Annotated in this window: 15 protein-coding genes; 12 read left to right on the top strand and 3 right to left on the bottom strand. The window is 64.5% G+C overall.

The window, feature by feature from the left end; translation table 11 throughout:
* Positions 1 to 21: 21 nt before the first annotated feature.
* On the top strand, positions 22 to 726 hold the full coding sequence (locus IT350_14150; protein MCC6159187.1) for a transposase: 705 nt from the start codon (positions 22 to 24) through the stop codon (positions 724 to 726).
* A 356-nt stretch (positions 727 to 1,082) separates the two neighbouring features.
* On the opposite strand, the gene IT350_14145 is transcribed toward IT350_14150, so the two are convergent.
* Positions 1,083 to 1,364, bottom strand: a complete 282-nt coding sequence (locus IT350_14145) for a hypothetical protein (GenBank protein ID MCC6159186.1) — start codon at positions 1,362 to 1,364, stop codon at positions 1,083 to 1,085.
* Positions 1,365 to 1,531: 167 nt separating this feature from the next.
* On the opposite strand from IT350_14145, the gene IT350_14140 reads away from it, so the two are divergent.
* From IT350_14140 to IT350_14130, 3 genes are read left to right on the top strand one after another with little or no spacing between them, the layout of a single operon-like run.
* The gene (locus IT350_14140) at positions 1,532 to 2,047 is read left to right on the top strand and encodes a ferritin (GenBank protein MCC6159185.1); all 516 of its coding nucleotides are present in this window, start codon (positions 1,532 to 1,534) and stop codon (positions 2,045 to 2,047) included.
* The gene (locus tag IT350_14135; protein ID MCC6159184.1) at positions 2,044 to 3,147 is read left to right on the top strand and encodes a hypothetical protein; all 1,104 of its coding nucleotides are present in this window, start codon (positions 2,044 to 2,046) and stop codon (positions 3,145 to 3,147) included. The genes IT350_14140 and IT350_14135 overlap by 4 nt, the downstream gene beginning before the upstream one ends.
* The gene (locus tag IT350_14130) at positions 3,132 to 4,073 is read left to right on the top strand and encodes a hypothetical protein (protein ID MCC6159183.1); all 942 of its coding nucleotides are present in this window, start codon (positions 3,132 to 3,134) and stop codon (positions 4,071 to 4,073) included. The genes IT350_14135 and IT350_14130 overlap by 16 nt, the downstream gene beginning before the upstream one ends.
* Positions 4,074 to 4,329: 256 nt before the next feature.
* On the opposite strand, the gene IT350_14125 is transcribed toward IT350_14130, so the two are convergent.
* Together IT350_14125 and IT350_14120 are read right to left on the bottom strand one after the other, a co-directional pair.
* Complete coding sequence (locus IT350_14125) at positions 4,330 to 5,640, bottom strand: FAD-binding protein (protein ID MCC6159182.1); 1,311 nt, start codon at positions 5,638 to 5,640, stop codon at positions 4,330 to 4,332.
* A gap of 176 nt (positions 5,641 to 5,816) precedes the next feature.
* Entirely contained in the window at positions 5,817 to 9,338 is a 3,522-nt protein-coding gene (locus tag IT350_14120; GenBank protein MCC6159181.1) for a PHP domain-containing protein, read from the bottom strand.
* A gap of 238 nt (positions 9,339 to 9,576) precedes the next feature.
* On the opposite strand from IT350_14120, the gene IT350_14115 reads away from it, so the two are divergent.
* From IT350_14115 to IT350_14080, 8 genes are all read left to right on the top strand, one after another.
* Positions 9,577 to 10,050, top strand: a complete 474-nt coding sequence (locus tag IT350_14115) for a DUF1566 domain-containing protein (protein MCC6159180.1) — start codon at positions 9,577 to 9,579, stop codon at positions 10,048 to 10,050.
* 27 nt (positions 10,051 to 10,077) lie between these two features.
* A complete protein-coding gene (locus tag IT350_14110; protein ID MCC6159179.1) occupies positions 10,078 to 11,037 on the top strand; it encodes a hypothetical protein in 960 nt (319 codons plus the stop codon).
* A 259-nt stretch (positions 11,038 to 11,296) separates the two neighbouring features.
* A complete protein-coding gene (locus IT350_14105) occupies positions 11,297 to 12,517 on the top strand; it encodes a type II/IV secretion system protein (protein MCC6159178.1) in 1,221 nt (406 codons plus the stop codon).
* A gap of 38 nt (positions 12,518 to 12,555) precedes the next feature.
* Positions 12,556 to 13,833, top strand: a complete 1,278-nt coding sequence (locus IT350_14100) for a type II secretion system F family protein (GenBank protein MCC6159177.1) — start codon at positions 12,556 to 12,558, stop codon at positions 13,831 to 13,833.
* Between the two features lie 179 nt (positions 13,834 to 14,012).
* Positions 14,013 to 14,939, top strand: a complete 927-nt coding sequence (locus IT350_14095) for a hypothetical protein (protein ID MCC6159176.1) — start codon at positions 14,013 to 14,015, stop codon at positions 14,937 to 14,939.
* A 275-nt stretch (positions 14,940 to 15,214) separates the two neighbouring features.
* Positions 15,215 to 15,355 carry a potassium-transporting ATPase subunit F gene (locus IT350_14090; GenBank protein MCC6159175.1) on the top strand — a complete coding sequence of 47 codons (141 nt, stop codon included), beginning with the start codon at positions 15,215 to 15,217 and terminating at the stop codon, positions 15,353 to 15,355.
* The gene (gene kdpA, locus IT350_14085) at positions 15,352 to 17,076 is read left to right on the top strand and encodes a potassium-transporting ATPase subunit KdpA (protein MCC6159174.1); all 1,725 of its coding nucleotides are present in this window, start codon (positions 15,352 to 15,354) and stop codon (positions 17,074 to 17,076) included. The genes IT350_14090 and kdpA overlap by 4 nt, the downstream gene beginning before the upstream one ends.
* A gap of 27 nt (positions 17,077 to 17,103) precedes the next feature.
* A partial coding sequence (locus IT350_14080; GenBank protein MCC6159173.1) for a potassium-transporting ATPase subunit B occupies positions 17,104 to 17,795 on the top strand: 692 nt, incomplete at its 3' end.

Raw genomic sequence — 17,795 nt, 5'->3', positions numbered from 1 at the left:
CTACGCGGGGTGGACTGCGTCGTGCGGAAAAACGCGCGGCGGTCGGTCGGCGTGCGCGAGGTGAAACGGCTGGGGGAGAATGACCGGTGGGTGGACTGGGTGAAGTCGAAGGAGATTCCGGTGTGGATGGATCTTGCGCAGTGGCTGGCGATGCCGGCGCTGTTTCGCGTGCGGGAGATCCACCTCGTGATCGACATCGCCGGATTCCGGACGCGGTCCGTCACCGTCGCGACGACGCTCCTCGACGCCGGGACTTTTCCGGCGGAGGCGTTTGCCGAACTGTACCGGCGGCGATGGCTGGCGGAGGTTGGCCTGCGCGACGCAAAAATCACACTGGGAATGGACGTGCTGCGCTGCAAGTCGCCGGAGATGGTCGAACGGGAGCTGCGCGTCATCGCCATCGCGTACAATCTGGTGCGCGCCATGATGCTGGAGGCCGCGGGCGCGAGCGGCGCTCCGGCAAGCCGGGTAAGCTTCCAGGGCGCACTCGTCGCCATCCGCCAGTGGGCGCCGATCCTCGCCGCCTCAACCGACCTTGCGACGCATGACCGCATCTGCGCCGAGATGCTCACAGCCATCGCCAGAGACCTCGTGCCGGATCGACCGAACCGACTCGAACCCCGAGCCACCAAACGCCGACCGAAAAACTACCAGAGACTCACAAAACCCCGGGGGGAATTTCGGGAAGCCCAGCACCGGAGCAAATACACGAGGCCATTATCTTAGCGCCATTCGTGTCCCAGGGCAGTCCGCAAGAAGCGTCGGCGAGTACGAAAACGTCGCCGTCTTCGTTGGCGGCAACGGCCTCGCTGTCTTCTTGGCACGGCCCTACGTCGTCGCGAAAGCGCAGCCAGTCCCGCACGCACGCGTCGGCGTCCGCCGCGAACAAGGAGACGAAACACAGGGCCGGCGCGAGGTGCAACTCAACCGCACAAGCACGATGTTGCCGCATGGGTTGCACTCCAAATGATGACGGAGCGACAAAGGGGCAGCGTATCACATGATGTTGTGCATTCAAAGAAAAATCTTCGGTGACCGCGCGAGGAGCGGATGCGTCACGAACGTGCGGGGGAAAACACGCCTCAGTGCCGCACGGGTTCGGCGTCGGCGGTTCCCGTCAGCACGTCGATGGCGTGTTGCGAGACGAAGCCGCAGCGATTGCACACCAGCGCCCACGTCGAGATGCCGGGTCCGCCGATCTGGATCCCCCGCGTGTCGCTCTGAATAGAGTGACACAGATACCCCGCGAGGATGCGGAACGAGTCGTTGCCGCAGCGCGGGCAGCCGCGCGTCGCGCCGGCGTCACGCAGGGCGTCGACCACGGTCTGCGGGTCCACCACGCTCTTTTCGGCCTTGTCCGACATGGCGCGCTCCCGTTTTCGTATGAATGAAGATTGCAGCATAGCAGATCGCAAGCGCGGCGCGAAATCGGCTTGACGCAGGTCATTGTGAATTGCATCACGTCGTGGGATAGACGACGAATACGAACGGCCCGAGGGAATTTGCCGCCGCGCGCGGCACGGGGGTGAACATGCTGTCGAAGAAAATGGAAAAAGCGCTCGGCGACCAGATCGACGCCGAATCGCAATCGGCTTACCTCTACCTGTCGCTCGCGGGATGGTTCGAGACGCAAAACCTGCCGGGCTTCGCGCACTGGATGACGATTCAGGCGCAGGAAGAGCTGATGCACATGAAGAAGTTTTTCGACTACGTGTACCAGCGCGGCGGGCGCGTGAATCTGGGCGCGGTGAGCGCGCCGCCGTCGGAGTGGAAGGACGCCCTCGACGCCTTCACGGTCGTGTTCAACCACGAGGGTCACATCACGCAGCGCATCAACAAGCTCGTCGATGTCGCGCTCGCCGAAAAAGATCATGCGACCAACAGCCTGCTCCAGTGGTTCGTGGCCGAGCAGATCGAGGAGATGAAAACCGCTCAGGATATCCTGAGCAAGCTCAAGCTCCTCGGCGGCACGGGGCCGGGGCTCTTCATGCTCGACCGCGACATGGCCACGCGCGCGCTCGTCACCACGCCGGGGCCGGGCGCGTGAGATTCGTGCTGCTGGCGGTGGCGATTGCGTTCGCGCTCGCGGGGTGCGGTGGATCATCCGGCGATGACGACTCCGATGACAGCGCGGTAAGTCCCGACGACGACGCTGACGACGACGCCGACGACGACGCATCGGATGACGACGACGCGGACGACGACAGCGCCGCGCCGTCCGCGCACGTGACGCTTCCGCCCTATCCCTGGTGGCCGAACGACGCGATGGCCGTCGATCAGGACCTGCTCGACGCGCAGGCCACGGCGTATTGCGAAACGGCCACGGAGCCCAACGCGCCCGACTTTCTGCTGGGCGAAATACCCCTTGCGTCGTTCGACGGACTGTGCGCGGGCGACGCCGACGCTCGGCCGACGCTCGGCAACCTCTACCTCTCCGGCTATTTCGGCGGGCTGTGGCTGCGCGACGCGCTCGACGGCCTGTTCACCAAGGACGGCACGAGCGAGGGTTTCGAATTCCTCGCGCCGATTTTTCGCGTCGTCGCGTGGTTCGCGGGGCGGTCGCAGGCGGTGCTGGCGTCGGGCGACGACGCCGCGATCCTCGCCGAGGCTCGATCGGGCGTCGCCGTTCTCGCCATGCTCTACGGATACAATCGCGGATACCTCGATCAGATCCTCGCGCATCCGCCGGACGGCACGACGCCGCCCCAGGACGTGGTCGAATGCGGCGCGAACGTCTTCGAATGCGTGGTGCCGGATTCGCCGTACGCATTCATGACGCGATACGACGCCGCGCTCGCGGCGCTCGCCGATCCACCGAATGACCGGTGGGCGGAGCTGGGTGCGCTGGTCGATCTCGCCGAGGCCGCGACCGCGCAGGGTGAGCTGGTATGGGACGCGATCCCCCTCGATGCCCTCGATCAGGAGGGCTACGACCGCCTCATCGATCTGAGCGCGCGGTTTCTCGTCGCGGCCAAGGCAGCGGTGCTGGGTGACATGACCGCGTGGGCGAACGAGAACCCCGCCGACGCCGAGTGCTCGCTGCTGCTCGACGGCGGAATGTGGACGTGGTCGATGAGCTACTTCATGGGGCTCGCCTCGCCCGCGGAGCCCGGAACCTTCCCGATTCTGGAATGCCCCGCGTCGTAATCCCCATGGTCGCCGTGCTCGCGGCGGCGTGCGTGGCGGTGGTGCTCGCGTGCCGGCCGTCGTCGTCCGCGTCCGATTCCGCATCTTCCGATCCCGGCGCGCCGTGCGCCGCGTACGAGTTGCCGGTTCAGCTCGGCGTTGTCGAGGACGGCCGCCTGACCGAAATCTCCGGTATCGCCGTGAGCGCGAAAAACCCCGGCGTGATTTGGGCGCACAACGACTCGGGCGACGGACCCTTCGTCTACGCGATGACGCGCGAGGGGCGCGAGCTCGGCCGCGTCAAGCTCGCCGGCGGCTGGGCGATGGACTGGGAAGACATGTCGATGGGGCGGTGCGCGGTGAACGGCGCGGACGACTGGTGCCTGGACCTCGCCGATATCGGCGACAACGACCGCCGCCGCCACGATCTCGTCGTGTACCGCATCGTCGAGCCCACGGTCGATCCCGCCGCGCCCTTCGGCGAAATCCCGGCGACGGTGGAACGCATGCTCTTCGCGTATCCCGACGGCCCGCGCGACGCCGAGGCCATCGCGCGGCATCCCGACGGCACGCTCTACATCCTCTCGAAGGAACCGGACGGCATCACGAACATCTACCGATTCGGCCCGGATGCGACGCGCACGAAAACGACGCTCGAAAAGCTGGGCGTGCTGAAGACCGCGCGCGGGCGCGGCGAGCGCGTGACCGCGGCGGACATCCATCCGTCGGGCCGCCGACTGCTCGTTCGCACCTACGACTCGATGTGGGAGTACCCGGTCGAGCCGGATCGCTTCTTCGAATCGCTGCTCGCCGCGCGGCGCTCGAACGTGCCCTTCGCCAAGGTCGACCAGGGCGAGGCCGTCGCCTACGACCCGGTCCACGGCGGAATCGTTCAGATCGGCGAAGGCCCGCGCCAGCCGATCTGGTTCACGGCGTGCCGGAAGTAGGATTCGCCCCGGGAGAGCCGTCGTGATGCCGCCAATGGGGGATGGGCCGCGACCGGTTGCCGTCATCCCGAACGTGCGGTTGCCGTCATCCTGAACGACCGGTTGCGGTCATCCCGAGCGTACGGTTGCCGTCATCCTGAACGACCGGTTGCCGTCATCCTGAACGAAGTGAAGGATCTTGCCCCGACTTGTCGCGGGACCCTTCGCTTTGCTCAGGGTGACATCCGCCCAGGAGTTCGGTTCTCTCGACGCCCCGTCACACGTCGAACACGTCCTTGAGGTAACGGTTCAGGAAGACGCCCTTGGGGTCGAGCTCGGCACGGACCTGGCGGAAGTCGTCCCAGTGCGCGTAGCCCGAGGCGATTTCGCGGCCCGACAGGTCGTGCATCTTGCCCCAGTGGGGCCGGCCATCGAAGGCGTGCATCTCGCGCGAAAAAACGCGGAAGTAATCCTTGTACGGCATGCCGTGGTATTGGAACGCGCCGATATACGCGGTGTCGCGCCCGTGCGCGGGAGACAGCCATGCCGCGTCGCGCCCCACGAATCGGCACTCCGTGATGAATCCGATGCGAATGTGCTCGCGGTCGATCAGCTCGCGAAGGGCCTCGAATCCGGCGCGCGCCGCCTGGATGGGCAGGGCGAACTCGCTCTCCCAGTGCTTCACGTTCACGGGGAAGTTGAAGACTTCGTGGCTCGCGTCCACGTATTCGCGGCGCTTCGGCGTGCCCATCGTGATCATCCGCTGCACCATGCCCAGCGCGGCGGGGACGCGCGCTGCGAACGAGAGGCCCGACTCGAGCGCGGAGTTGCGCATGAACATGCGATGCCACCACCGGTGGCCCCAGCCCGCGTTGCGTTTCGGCTCCTCGGTGCGATTCTGGCGGAACGTCAGCGCCCACCGCGTACCCGGCACCCACCAGAATTTGAAGTGCTGATTCTCGGCGACCAGTTCGTCCAGCCGCTCGAGCACCTCGTCCACCTTCATCAGCTCCTCGACGCAGTGCAGCCGGAAGGCATCCTCGCATTGCAACGTGACCTGCGTGATGACGCCGAGCGCGCCCAAACCGCAGCGCGCGGCCTGGAACCAGCGGGGGTTCGATTCCTCGGTGATGTCGTGGGTATTGCCGAGGCCATCGACGAGGCGGAGGTGCCTTACGAGGCCCGCGAAGGTCGTGTAACGAAGGCCCGTGCCGTGCGTGGCCGTGGAGACGATCCCGCCGAGGGACTGCTGATTGATCGATCCGAGGTTCGGCAGGGCGAGACCGACTCGCGAAAGCGCCGCGTTAAAGTCCTTGAGCGTCATTCCGGCATACGCCGTCGCCAGCCTTTGGGCTCGATCGGTCTTCGTCAGACCGGTCAAGGCTCCGAGGAAGATCGCCGAATCGCCGGACTGCGTAATGGGCGACCAAGAGTGCCCCGTGCCCACGGCTTTGAGTTGTCCGCCGGCGCGGGCGGTTTCGGCGATGTGTGCGGCGAGGCGGTCTTCGCGGTCGGTCTCGAACACGCGACCCGCCCGATAGTCAACGGTCCCGATCCAATTGGACCATGGCTGTCCAGAATTCTTCATCCATCGTCACCGGTGGTGGAGAGCCCCAAAGGGCGAGTTCGAAATTTATCGAAAATATCGAACGGGCGCAAGTGAGCGAAACAGAAGGAATGAAAAAAAAAGAACGGAATCGACGTTGTCGACCCCGTTCGCTCCGACCTTGCCGTGTTGTTACGTCACCAGATCGCGCCGCAAAGCTACCAGATCGCGCCGCACCCTCGCGCGTTCTCTTCCCGCTCCCGCTGCTCGGCCAAGGCATCGGCGTGGGCCTTTTGCGGCGAACGCAGTCCCGAGGTCATCGAGTACATCTTGCCTTTGGCCGCGGCCACCGAGAGCAACGTCTTTTGGTCGCCCGACTTCGCGATCGACGATTGCTCGTCGTCGTCGAACCAACCGGGTACGAACCCCGGACCATCGTAGGCGTGGCCGTCGCCGTCGGCGTCGTAGCCGTCGGTGTCCACCCAGATCGCCCCGGTGAACGCGTAGGGGTAGATCTCGTGGTTGCGCGCGAGGACCGTGGAGGGCGCGAGCAGATTCGTCAGGCCGAGCCAGGAGTCGAGAAGCTGATTGACACCGAGAATGAGGGAGTCGGTGATCTCGACCGTCGGCCCGTCCACCGGGTTGCTCATCGGGGTCATGCCCTCGTAGCCGACGGCGATGACGTTGATGAAGGTGTCGCGCTCCACCTCGCAGGTCAGCTTGTCGTCGAAACGCACCGCGCGATTCACCGGCGCGATGTCGAGGCCCTGCGTGCGGCAACCGAGGAAATGGTCGGTGGCGTCGCGACCGATCTCGCCGATCAGTACGCCGTTGCCGTAGATCTCGAGCCGATCCAGCGACATCCACTGCGGCGCCTGCGCCTTGATGCGCAGCTCGATCTCGCCGTCGCCGTCGTACACGTCCGACCCCATCGTGCGGCCGTTTACCCACGTTTCGACGAAGGGGCCGCAGGTCGCGACCGTCCGGCCGTTTTTCAGGTTCGTGATGAACTCGTCGGGATCGACGAACTCCGGCGCATCGGTGGTGCTCGCGACGTAGGTGCGGCACTTGCCGAGTTCGGTGGACGACGTGGAGTGCGTGTCGGAGGTGCCGAGGGCCGTGACGCGTTTGCCCAGGGCGAGCAGGGTGAAGTAGTCGTCGATCATTCCGCGGTTGCTGTGGTCGAGACGCAGATCGCCGTCCTTGATGCGGAGCTGTTCGTCGCCGGTGCGCACGATCGCGTTGATGAAAGGCGTCTCGGGGCGGCCGGGCTGGCCCAGGTCGTTCTCGGGCACCTCCTCGACGGTGATCGTACGGAAGTCGTGGAAGCGCTTGGAGTTGAGCACCTCCATGCCGTCGAAGTCCCACGAGAAATTCACGGACGGGTCCTCGGCCAGAAACTCGCCCTGATTGATGACGGGATCGAGGGCGGTGAGGATGTCGGCCGTGTCGAAGACGCCGTAGTTCTGCTCGAATCCGAATGCGCGGAAATAGCCGGTGAACGACTCCTGCCCGTGGTTCACGACGACCATGGGGTCTTGGTCGATCATGTCGCGGTCGCCGCGCGCACGCAGCGCATCGAAGCAGTCCTGCGGCGTGTACATCGGCATCACCGAGCCGTCGGGCAGGGTGGTCGAAGGGCTCGGCAGCCGCCAGTTCGGCGCGCCGCCGGAGATTTTCGTCTGGTCGTACTTCAGCGGGTAGGCGTTGAAGTGCGCGTAGCTGAAGTGCGACAGCTCGTCGCCCGGCATGAAGAGGATGCGGCTTGCCATGCCGAGGTCTTCGAGCGCAGGGCGATAGTTCGTGATGACGTCGTGGTCGGAACTCGCGACGACGTCCACGTCCTCGGCGAAGATCGACTTCACGCGCTTTTCGAGCACCACGCCCGAATCGGGGCTGTAATTGCTGTGCACGTGCAGGTCGCCGGAGACATAACCGGAGCTGTCGACGACGCGGTCGATGGTGAAGTGGGCCGTCTGCGTCTCCAGCACGGTCACGGTGACGGTCTTTTCGTCCACGGTGTATTCGGGCCCGCGCCCCGCGACGAGGCGATAGGTGCCCGCGGGCAGATCGACCTCGCCCTCGCCGTTCAGCGTGTGGACGATTTTCACCTCGCCGGCCGGCAGAAAGTCCTCGCCGATGATCGGATCGGCGATCGCCTCGCCGTTCGTGCCGATGACGGTGACCTTGCACGGCTCGGCGGGCCCCTCGGGATCGAGGCTGCGTACCGAGAATTTCACCTTGCCGGTGGCGGGCAGCGTGAGCGAGACCTTTTCCGTTGCTCCGTCGCGGACTCGGAGCGGCAGCAGCTTGCCGCGCACGTTGCCCGGACCGGAAACCATGAGCAGGTAATTCTCCTCGCGCGTTTCCTCGTTCACCGGCAACCGTCCGGCGAAGCTGCCGTCCGCGACCTGATCGACGCGCAGCACATCCGTCTTGAAACGGCTGTACGGCACGAGGCGAAGCGTATCGACGGAATCGGAGTCGAGCGACTTGAGATAGGAGTTCATCTCGTCGAAGTCATCGACGAACGGCACGAGGCTGCCGTCCGCGGTGAAACGAGGATGCTTGAAGACGAGCACGTTCACGTCGCTCGCGGCGCGCCCGAGCCCTTCTTCCAGCACACGCCCCTCGACTTTACCGTAAGGCCAGTCGCGGATTTCCACGACGTGATCGAGCAGTCCGCCGATGTCGCCCTCATCCACCACGAGGAAGCGCTCGTAAGTGTACGAGCTTCCCGGCTTGGGGAACGCGTAGCCGTCTTCGGTGAGCTGCTGGAAGGCGATCGTCAGAAAGCTCTCCATGACCGGAAACGAGAGCGGACCGTTCGGCGAGACGAGCGCGTAGCCGATGCCGTCCCCCGCGCCCGCGGACCAGTCCACGACGGGCGTGTCGGTGAAGGTCGAGCGTCCCGCGTCGAAGAGGTCTTCGATGAAGAAGCTCGACGAGAATCCGAAGAGGCCGGGGCCGATGACGTCGAGTGAATCGCCGTAAAAGAGCGCGTCGCCGAAGACGTCGCCGGTCAGGATCGAGGCGATCGGGTTGTCGTCCGCGGAGATCGGCCGAATCGGGACCTCGAACGTTTCGCTCGGCTCGCTGCCGTCCTGATTGAGCAGACGAAACGTCGTCGAAATCTTCACGAAGTTGTCACCGGGCGCGAGGCTGTACGTCGTCTCGGCCTCGACGGGCAGGAACGAGAGCGGCACGGGGATGAGTTGCAGCAAGGGGATGAGTTCGTGGATCACGCCTTTCACGCGCACCTCGGCCGTATTGCCGTCGCCGCCATCGCGCAGGATCTCGACGGCATCCTGCGGCACGCGCACGATGGGGCCGCTGTCGTACACGTTGTCGTAGCCGAAGGTCTTCACGTCCATGATGGGCAGGATCTCGACCAGGGCGTCTTTCCCGCCGACCGCCGGGTCGAAGAAACTCTCCACGCGCTGGATGTCGGCGTCGATGATCGCGCCGCCCCACTTGTTGGGCATGCCGCCGGTCATGTCGGTGGGCTGGCCGTTGACGATGACCCGGATCTTGTCGTTTTCGAGCATGTAGTCGCCGAGGGTGCCCAGCGCCTTCGGGCCGCCGATGAGCTGCGATCGGCTGTCGATCTTGTAGGCGCGGGCTTCGCGAAACTCCTCGGCGTCCTCGCATGCGGCGACGAAAATCAGGGCGATGATCGACACGAGACCGATCGCAACCGGGCCGCGCCGGACGTTCATCCGGGAACGGTTCCACAACATTCGACGACTCCCCAAACGAGGCTTTGAAAACAGGTCGGTTATAGCGGACGGTCCGCGAAAAGCAATCGACGTCGGCGATTGTTCGTGACGGGAATGTATCACGGCCGTGACGTCGCGGGGAATTTCGCGAACGGTCCGACCGATCGACGCCCCACCGTGCATGGCTCACCGGCAATGACTGCTGGGATTGCCTGCGAAACGCGCTCCCGCTAAGGTGCCGTCGTTGGAGATGGGTCCCTTGCGTCGCGCTGCCAAGATCTTCCTCGCCATCCTGATCGTTTCCGCTCTGGCGGCCTGCACCGGGCATCCCCCGCGTTTGGAGACATTGCCCGAGGGAACTCCCCGGTATTCCTTGACGGACTACGGCTCGATACTCGACCGAGCCGCGGGGCTCGAGTGGTTCGTCGGCCCCGACTCGAAAACCTTCGTTGCCGATGCGCAGCGATTCGTGCAGCAACTGCGTGCGGGCGGCCATGACGACTGGCGCTTGCCGACGATCGGCGAACTGCGTTCGATTCGCGAAAAAGGTGCGGGGCCGAAGAATTTGCCCGCGCCGTTCACCACGCGGGGCGACATGATCTGGAGCGACCGGCACAACCTGTTCGGCTACGGGTACCTGCGTCTCGTCAATGGGTCCGTCGGGTACGACACGCGCGCGCGGCGAAAGCATGGCTTTCGCGTCTTCGCCGTCCGCGAGCTGTCGAGGCACTGAAACTTCGCGCGATTCCACGGGATGCACATGACGATTCGGATTTTGTTGGCGATGGTCTGCGTGACGATCGCCGCGTGCGGCGGGGGAGGGGATTCCGATTCGTCCGACGGCGACGCCGCGAACGACGACGATGCGTCCGCGGATGACGACGTTTCGGGCGATGACACGGCGGACGACGACACGGCGGACGACGACACGGCGGACGACGACACGGATGATGATTCCGACGACGATGCGGATGACGACGCGGCGGATGACGATTCAGCCGATGACGATATCGATGACGATGCGGATGATGACTCCGACGACGACGCCGACGACGACACGTACGAAACGACGACCGTGAGCGGCCGGGCGTTTCGTTTCGATCCCTCATTCGATCACCTTGCGGCGGGCGAGGTCGAGGTGGTGGAGCGGCCCGATCTTCCGGTCGTCGTCACGGACGCCGACGGGTATTTCTCGATGGACGGTCTCTATGTCGGCGAGGACGCGTCGTTCGTCATTCGGCATCCCGATTTCTGGCCGACGCAGACCCCCACGGTGGTCCCGGACGTGGACGGAATCGATGACCTGACGTTTCAGGTGCCGCCGCGCATCATCGTTCGTTTGCTCTCGCTCGTGTTGTGGGAGGCGCTCGATCCCGACCGTTGCCAGATCGCGGTCACGGCGACACCGGACGGCGGCGATCCGTTCACGCCGGGACTCGAAGGCGTGCAGGTGAGCATCGATCCGCCGCTCCCGGCGGCGAACGGTCCGTTTTACTTCCAGATCATCGAGATCCCGGGCTGGCCGATGATCGACATCCCCGTGCGCGACCTGACCGAAACGACGCACGACGGCGGCGCGGTCTTCGTCAACGTGCCGCCGGGCGAGTACACCATCACCGGCGCCATGCCGGGTGAGACGTTCAACACGCAGCGCCTGAAGTGCCGCGCCGGGATGCTGGTCAACGCCGCACCGCCCTACGGGCTGTCGCCCATCGACTGAAGCGCGTTACGGTCGCCATCGGCTGTCACAACGGCGTCGCGCCGATTTTCTCGAAAATTTTCGAGAACCCCGTTCCCAATGCCGTGCCACCGTGGTAAAAACCCTTTTCTCGCTCAGTCAAAAAACGTCGCCCGGAACGGACGGTTCTTGCGCCGATCTGGAGCGCTGACCGGCGGTCAGTTTTGCCGGACGTGGAAAACACGGGGAAATCTCGACGTTTTGCCGTGCTACGGTGCGGCGCGAAGGGGCTGGTGAGATCGTGACCGAAGTCCAAGCCGAACCTGTCCGCGGCGGGTCCTCCGCTCTTCTTCAGTTCGAAAGCGACTCGGCGGTCGAGCTGGTCGCGACGCTCGTGGAAAAAGCGGTCGAGGCCCGCGCCACCGACATCCACATCGAGCCGCGCCGCCACGATTTTCAGATCCGCTACCGCGTGGACGGATTCCTCTACCTCGTCGCGCAGGTCGACAAAAACACCGGCCGCGAGATCGTGTCGCGCATCAAGATCCTCGCCGACATGGACATCACCGAGCGCCGCCTCCCGCAGGACGGGCACTTCCGTTTCGGCACCGACGCCGCGGAATACGACATGCGCATCTCGACCGTGCCCACGCACTTCGGCGAACGCATGGAGATCCGTCTCGCCGAGGGCGGCAAGATCTTCACGCGTATCCAGGAACTGGGCATGAACGAGGAGGACGTCGAGACCGTGAACGGCTTCATCCGCCGGCCTCACGGCATCGTCCTCGCCACGGGACCGGTGGGTTCGGGCAAGACGACCACTCTTTATTCGTGCATCTCGCACATCGACAAAAACGTGGTCAACGTGATGACGATCGAGGACCCGATCGAGTACATCATCCCCGGCGCGAACCAGATCGAGGTCAACTACCGCGTCAACTTCGACTTCGTCCATGGCCTGCGCGCGATCCTTCGTCAGGACCCGAACGTCATCCTCGTGGGCGAGATCCGCGACGAGGAGACGGCGCGCATCGCCATCCGCGCGGGCATGACGGGCATGCTCGTCTTTTCGACGCTGCACTCCAACGACGCGGTCGGCGCGGTGACGACGCTGGCGAACTTCCACATCAATCGCTTCCTCATCGCCAACGCCCTTGTCGGCGCGGTGGCGCAGCGCCTTGTACGCAAGATCTGTCCCGAGTGCGCCAAGTCGGTGAAGCTGATGGAGAGCGTGAAAAAGGCGCTCAGGGTGACCGAGGCGGACGCGCGGAAGAGTTATTCGCTTCGCAAGGGCGACGGGTGCGACGCGTGCCTGGGTACGGGATACCGGGGACGCACGGGCGTCTTCGAGGTCTTCCCCGTCACGCCGCGTTGCCGCACTCTCATTATGAACAACGAATCGGAAGAGGCGATCCGGAGCGCCGCGGTCGAGGACGGCATGACGCCGTTGCACGAGGCGGCATTGCAAAAGGTGCGCGAGGGCGTGACCACGGTGGATGAGTTTGTTCGCGTGATCGGTTGAACGGACGGAATCGAACGAGCCACGAGAGGAGATCGGGCATGGCGAAAGCGAACGATCCCGGCAAAACCGGCGCCGTGAAATCGGCGACCGCCGACGCGGTCGGGCCCGCGTCTGGGCAGCAGGTTCGCGAGTCGATCAAGGAGACGATTCTGCAGAAAATGAAGGAGGACGCGTCGTCGGCGGTTCCGCCGCCCAAGGCGAAGGCGGAACCCGCGGCGCGCCCGACGATGGCTGCGCCGGCGGATGATCCCATCGGGCCGACGCGATTCGTGCGCCGCAAGGTGGACGGCAAAACGATCAGTGTGTTCCTGCGGCAGATGTCGATTCTTCTGGGGTCGGGCGTGCCGCTCTCGCGCTGCCTGTCGATCCTGCTGTCGCGGGCGCGCTCGTCGGAGTTCCGAGAGGTTTTGACGCACGTGATGCAGGACGTGGAACGCGGCGAGCAACTGTGGGTGGCGCTCGGTCGGTTTCCGCAGGTCTTCAACACGATGGTCGTCAACGTCATGCGCACCGGCGAGGAGAGCGGCTCGTTGGTCAAGGTGACGAGTTATCTCTCCGAGTACCGCGATCGCGAGGAAGAGATGCTGCGCACGGTGCAGCGCTCCATCACGTATCCGCTATTCCTGCTCATTCTGGCGATCGCCGTCGTACTGGTCCTCATCACCACGGTGATCCCGATCTTCGCCAAACAGTTCGCGATCGCGAAGGTGCCGCTGCCCTGGCCGACCAAGGTGGTCGTCGGTCTGTCCGAAGCCCTGACGAATTTCTGGCTGATGGGCGCCGTCGTCGTGCTCGTGGGATATCTGATCTACCGGCGTGCCAATCAACGCGGCGGCGTCAAGCCGTGGCTCGACCGCATCCGGCTCGTCACGCCGATCTTCGGGCGCATTCTGACCAACGTGTACGTCGTGCAGTTCTCTTCGATGATGGCGATTCTGATGCGCGCGGGGCTGCCCATGCTGCGTACGCTCGACCTCATCCAGCGCACGATGGACAACACGCTCTTCAACGAAGCCTTCGCCGACATCAAGGACAACGTCGAGCGCGGACGTACGCTGCAGGAATCGTGTGCGCGTCACGCGGTTTTCCCGCCGATGGTGCACGACCTCATCGCGGTGGGCGAAGACGCCGGCACGATGCCCGACGTGCTCGACCAGGTCGCCGAGATCTACCAGAAGGAAGTCGATCACGAGACGGCGATCATCGGCACGCTGCTCGAACCGATCCTGATCGTGGGCCTCGGCCTCATCATCGGGTTCATCGCCCTGTCCGTGTTCTGGCCCTACGTCGAGATGGTCAAGGTCATCGTGCCCTGACGTTTCGTCAAATTCCGAAACACAAACCCCGCCGGGCCGCCCCGGCGGGGTTTTTCGTGGTTCGAAGCTTCGAAAACACCCTCCGGTACAGCTCGGAGGGTGCGAAAAAAAAATGTTTTCCGCTACCGCGCAGTTTTGTGAGATAATCACAATCAGCCATCGGACGAGGGAGACTTTCCATGTTGAATATCTTCGATTCCATGCGGCGTTGGTGCGTGGTTGTTGTGGTCGTGTCCTCGTGCTCGCTGTCCGGCGACGGATTGATGGAATCGGACGACGATGACGATGACTCCCAACTCGCGGACAACCAATGCGTCGAGGTTCTGGCCCAGGTCGACGGGACATGCCTGAGCGACGGCGCATCGGCAACGATCTGCTCGCGCGACGACGCATCTTGCTGGGCGAACTGTTTTCTCGTGGCCTCGGATTGCGCCGAATGGCTCGACTGCGCGTGGTCAAACTGCTCCGAGGATTCCGACGACGATGCGGTCGACGACGACGTGTCGGACGATGACGACGCCGAAAGTTGCGAGGACGTGCTGGACGGGAGCACGCAGGAGTGCTTCCCCGGCCTCACCGATGAAGACGTGTGCGACCTGGACAACGCCGACTGCTGGCTCGGCTGTTACACGCACACGGACGGGTGTGCCGAATGGGCCGACTGCGTCGAGGACGTCTGCATCAACGGCGAAGAGCCCCCGTGGGATGACGATGCCGACGACGATGATGACGTGTCGCCCGATGGGCCGGAGATTTCGAACGCCTACTGGGATCCCGATCCCGCGCAGGACGATGGATATGGGGCGATCTTGAGCGTGCTGATTTGGGACGTCTGCGATCCGAATAACGATCTCAGCGGGGGCGAGATCTTCGTTTGGATCGCGGGAACCAGCGAACCCGCGCTGGCGGGGGACGTCTACTGGGACGACTTTACCGAGGGCGCTCCCGACGCTCCCGATTGCGATTCTCCCGTAGAAGTCGGAATCGCGATCGACTTCACGGGGATTACGCCATTTGGCGACGATATCTGCTTCGATCTGGAAGCGACCGATGGTGCGGGCCATCTCAGTAATCGGCTGGAGGACATCTGCGTCTTCGTCCCCTGAACCGATCTTCTCTCCGAAGCTGAATTCGCCAGGTCGCCTGCTTATCAGCGCGTTCGACGAGCGGCGTCCGTGAAGTCTTCGGCGCCGCATTGGCCGCGGCGTGAGCCGCATCCCCCACGTCCCGACCGCCGCCCACCCCCGAAATTTATGAATTCTTGATACGCGAAAATCGGATTTTGACCCCGTTTTTATTCGGACGGCGATAGAACCCCGCTCGGATCACGAACCGGAGGATCCCATGGCTTTCACCGCCATCGCGTCACTGGCTGTGGTCTTTGTCGGATTCTGGTTTCTCGTCGGTCTCGCCGACCGAGTCTAGGAGGATTCCCACGATGGAAATACTCGGTGCATTCGTGTCGATCGCGCTCGCGATCTATCTCGCGCTGGCGCTGCTTCGGCCGGAGATGTTTTCATGAGCGGATTCGATGTCGCGCAGATCATTCTGTTCTTCGCGGTCCTGACGGCGGCGGTAAAGCCGCTCGGGTCGTACATGGCCCGCGTCTATGAAGGTGAGCCCGTCTTCCTGACGCGCGTCTTCGGCCCGGTCGAGCGCTTTATCTATCGCGTGTGCGGCGTCGGCGACGAGGAAATGGACTGGAAGTCCTACGCAAAGGCTTTGGGCGCATTCAGCCTGGTTGATTTCGTCGCGCTGTATGCGTTGCAGCGACTTCAGGGTGTGCTCCCGCTCAACCCACAGGGATTCGGTGGGCTCACGCGCCATCTGTCGTTCAACACGGCGGCGAGCTTTGTTTCGAACACCAACTGGCAAGCCTACGGCGGCGAGAGCACGATGAGCCATCTCACGCAGATGCTCGGCCTCGGCGTCCAGAACTTCGTGTCGGCCGCCGCGGGCATCGCCGTGCTCGTCGCGCTCATCCGCGGGCTGACGCGCAGGAGCGCGTTGACGATCGGCAACTTCTGGCGCGATCTCGTCCGCGGCACGCTCTACATTTTCGCGCCGCTGTCGCTCGTGCTCGCGCTGGCGCTGGTGGCGCAGGGCGTTCCGCAGACCTTCCACAAGGATATGCCGGTCGAGCTGACGCAGTCCATCGCCGGCGCCGATGGTCAGGTGGTCACGGAGCAGACGATCAGCGTCGGCCCGGTCGCGTCGCAGGTCGCCATCAAGCAACTCGGCACCAACGGCGGCGGATTCTACAACGTCAACTCGGCGCACCCGCTCGAAAACCCGACGCCGCTGTCGAATTTCCTTCAGATGCTCTCGATCCTGCTCATCCCCGCCGCGCTGACGTACACCTTCGGCCGCATGGCGCGCAGTCCCCGGCAGGGCTGGGTCCTCTACGCGGCGATGCTGATCGTCACGGCGGCGGCGCTCGGCGCGGCGGTGTGGGCGGAATCCGTCGCCAATCCGCAACTCACCGCGCTCGGCATGGACGCCTCCGCCGGCAACATGGAAGGCAAGGAGGTGCGGTTCGGCATCGCGAACTCGGCCCTGTGGGCGACCGCGACCACCGCCGCGTCGAACGGCTCCGTGAACTCGATGCACGACTCCTTCATGCCGCTCGGCGGGCTGGTGCCGCTCGTGATGATCCAACTCGGCGAGGTCATCTTCGGCGGCGTCGGCAGCGGGCTGTACGGCCTGCTGATGTTCGTGTTCGTCGCCGTCTTCGTGGCGGGGCTGATGATCGGCCGCACGCCCGAGTACCTGGGCAAGAAGATCGAGGCATTCGAGATGAAGATGGCGTCGGTCGTCATCCTCATTCCCGCCCTGCTGATCCTCGTCGGGACCGCCGCCGCCGTGCTCATTCCCAAGGCCGCCAGTGCGATCGCCAACCCGGGCGCGCACGGTTTCTCCGAGATCCTGTACGCGTTTTCGTCCGCGGCCGGCAACAACGGCAGCGCGTTCGCGGGGCTTTCGGCGAATCAGCCTTTCTACAACTACGCCCTCGGGTTCGCGATGCTGGCCGGGCGCTTCCTCATCATGCTGCCCGTTCTCGCCGCCGCGGGCTCGCTTGGGAAAAAGAACATCGTGCCCCAAAGCGCCGGGACCCTGCCCACGCACACGCCGCTGTTCGTCGGGCTGCTGGTGGCGACCGTGATGCTGGTCGGCGCGCTGACGTTCATCCCCGCGCTCGCGCTCGGGCCGATCGTCGAACACCTCACGCTCTTTCACCCGTAAACCGTCTTCGGGTTCGAGGATCATCCCATGTCTCAGGACAGATCGGTATTGAAGTTCAGCCGCGCGATGATCGCCCGCGCCGCGATCGAATCGCTCAAGAAACTCGATCCGCGCCTCATGGCGAAAAACCCCGTCATGTTCGTGGTCGAGGTGGGCGCGGTGCTGACCACGATCCTGCTCGTGCAAGCCCTGACCGGGCGCGGCGAGGCGGCGGCGGGATTCATTTTCCACATCTCGATCTGGTTGTGGGTCACGCTGCTGTTCGCGAACTTCGCCGAAGCGCTCGCCGAGAGCCGCGGCAAGGCGCAGGCCGACTCGCTACGCCAGTCCCGCAAGGAGGTGCCGGCGAAAAAGCTGCGCGCGCCGACGCGGACCGCCGTCTGCGACATGGTCGGCGGCGCGTCGCTTCGCAAGGGCGACATCGTGCTCGTCGAAGCGGGCGAAGTGATTCCGGCGGACGGCGAGATCGTCGAGGGCGTCGCCTCGGTCGACGAGAGCGCCATCACCGGCGAGAGCGCCCCCGTGATCCGAGAAAGCGGCGGCGACCGCAGCGCCGTGACCGGCGGCACCCGCGTGCTCTCCGACTGGATCGTCGTGCGCGTCACGACCAACCCCGGCGAGAGTTTTCTCGACCACATGATCGGCATGGTCGAGGGCGCCAAACGGCAGAAGACGCCGAACGAGATCGCCATCACGATCCTGCTCGCGGGGCTCACCCT

Source organism: Deltaproteobacteria bacterium, from assembly GCA_020845895.1.
GTDB lineage: Bacteria > Lernaellota > Lernaellaia > JACKCT01 > JACKCT01 > JADLEX01.
The sequence above is the reverse complement of the archived record's forward strand: the minus strand, read 5'-3'. Positions and strand labels throughout refer to the sequence as shown.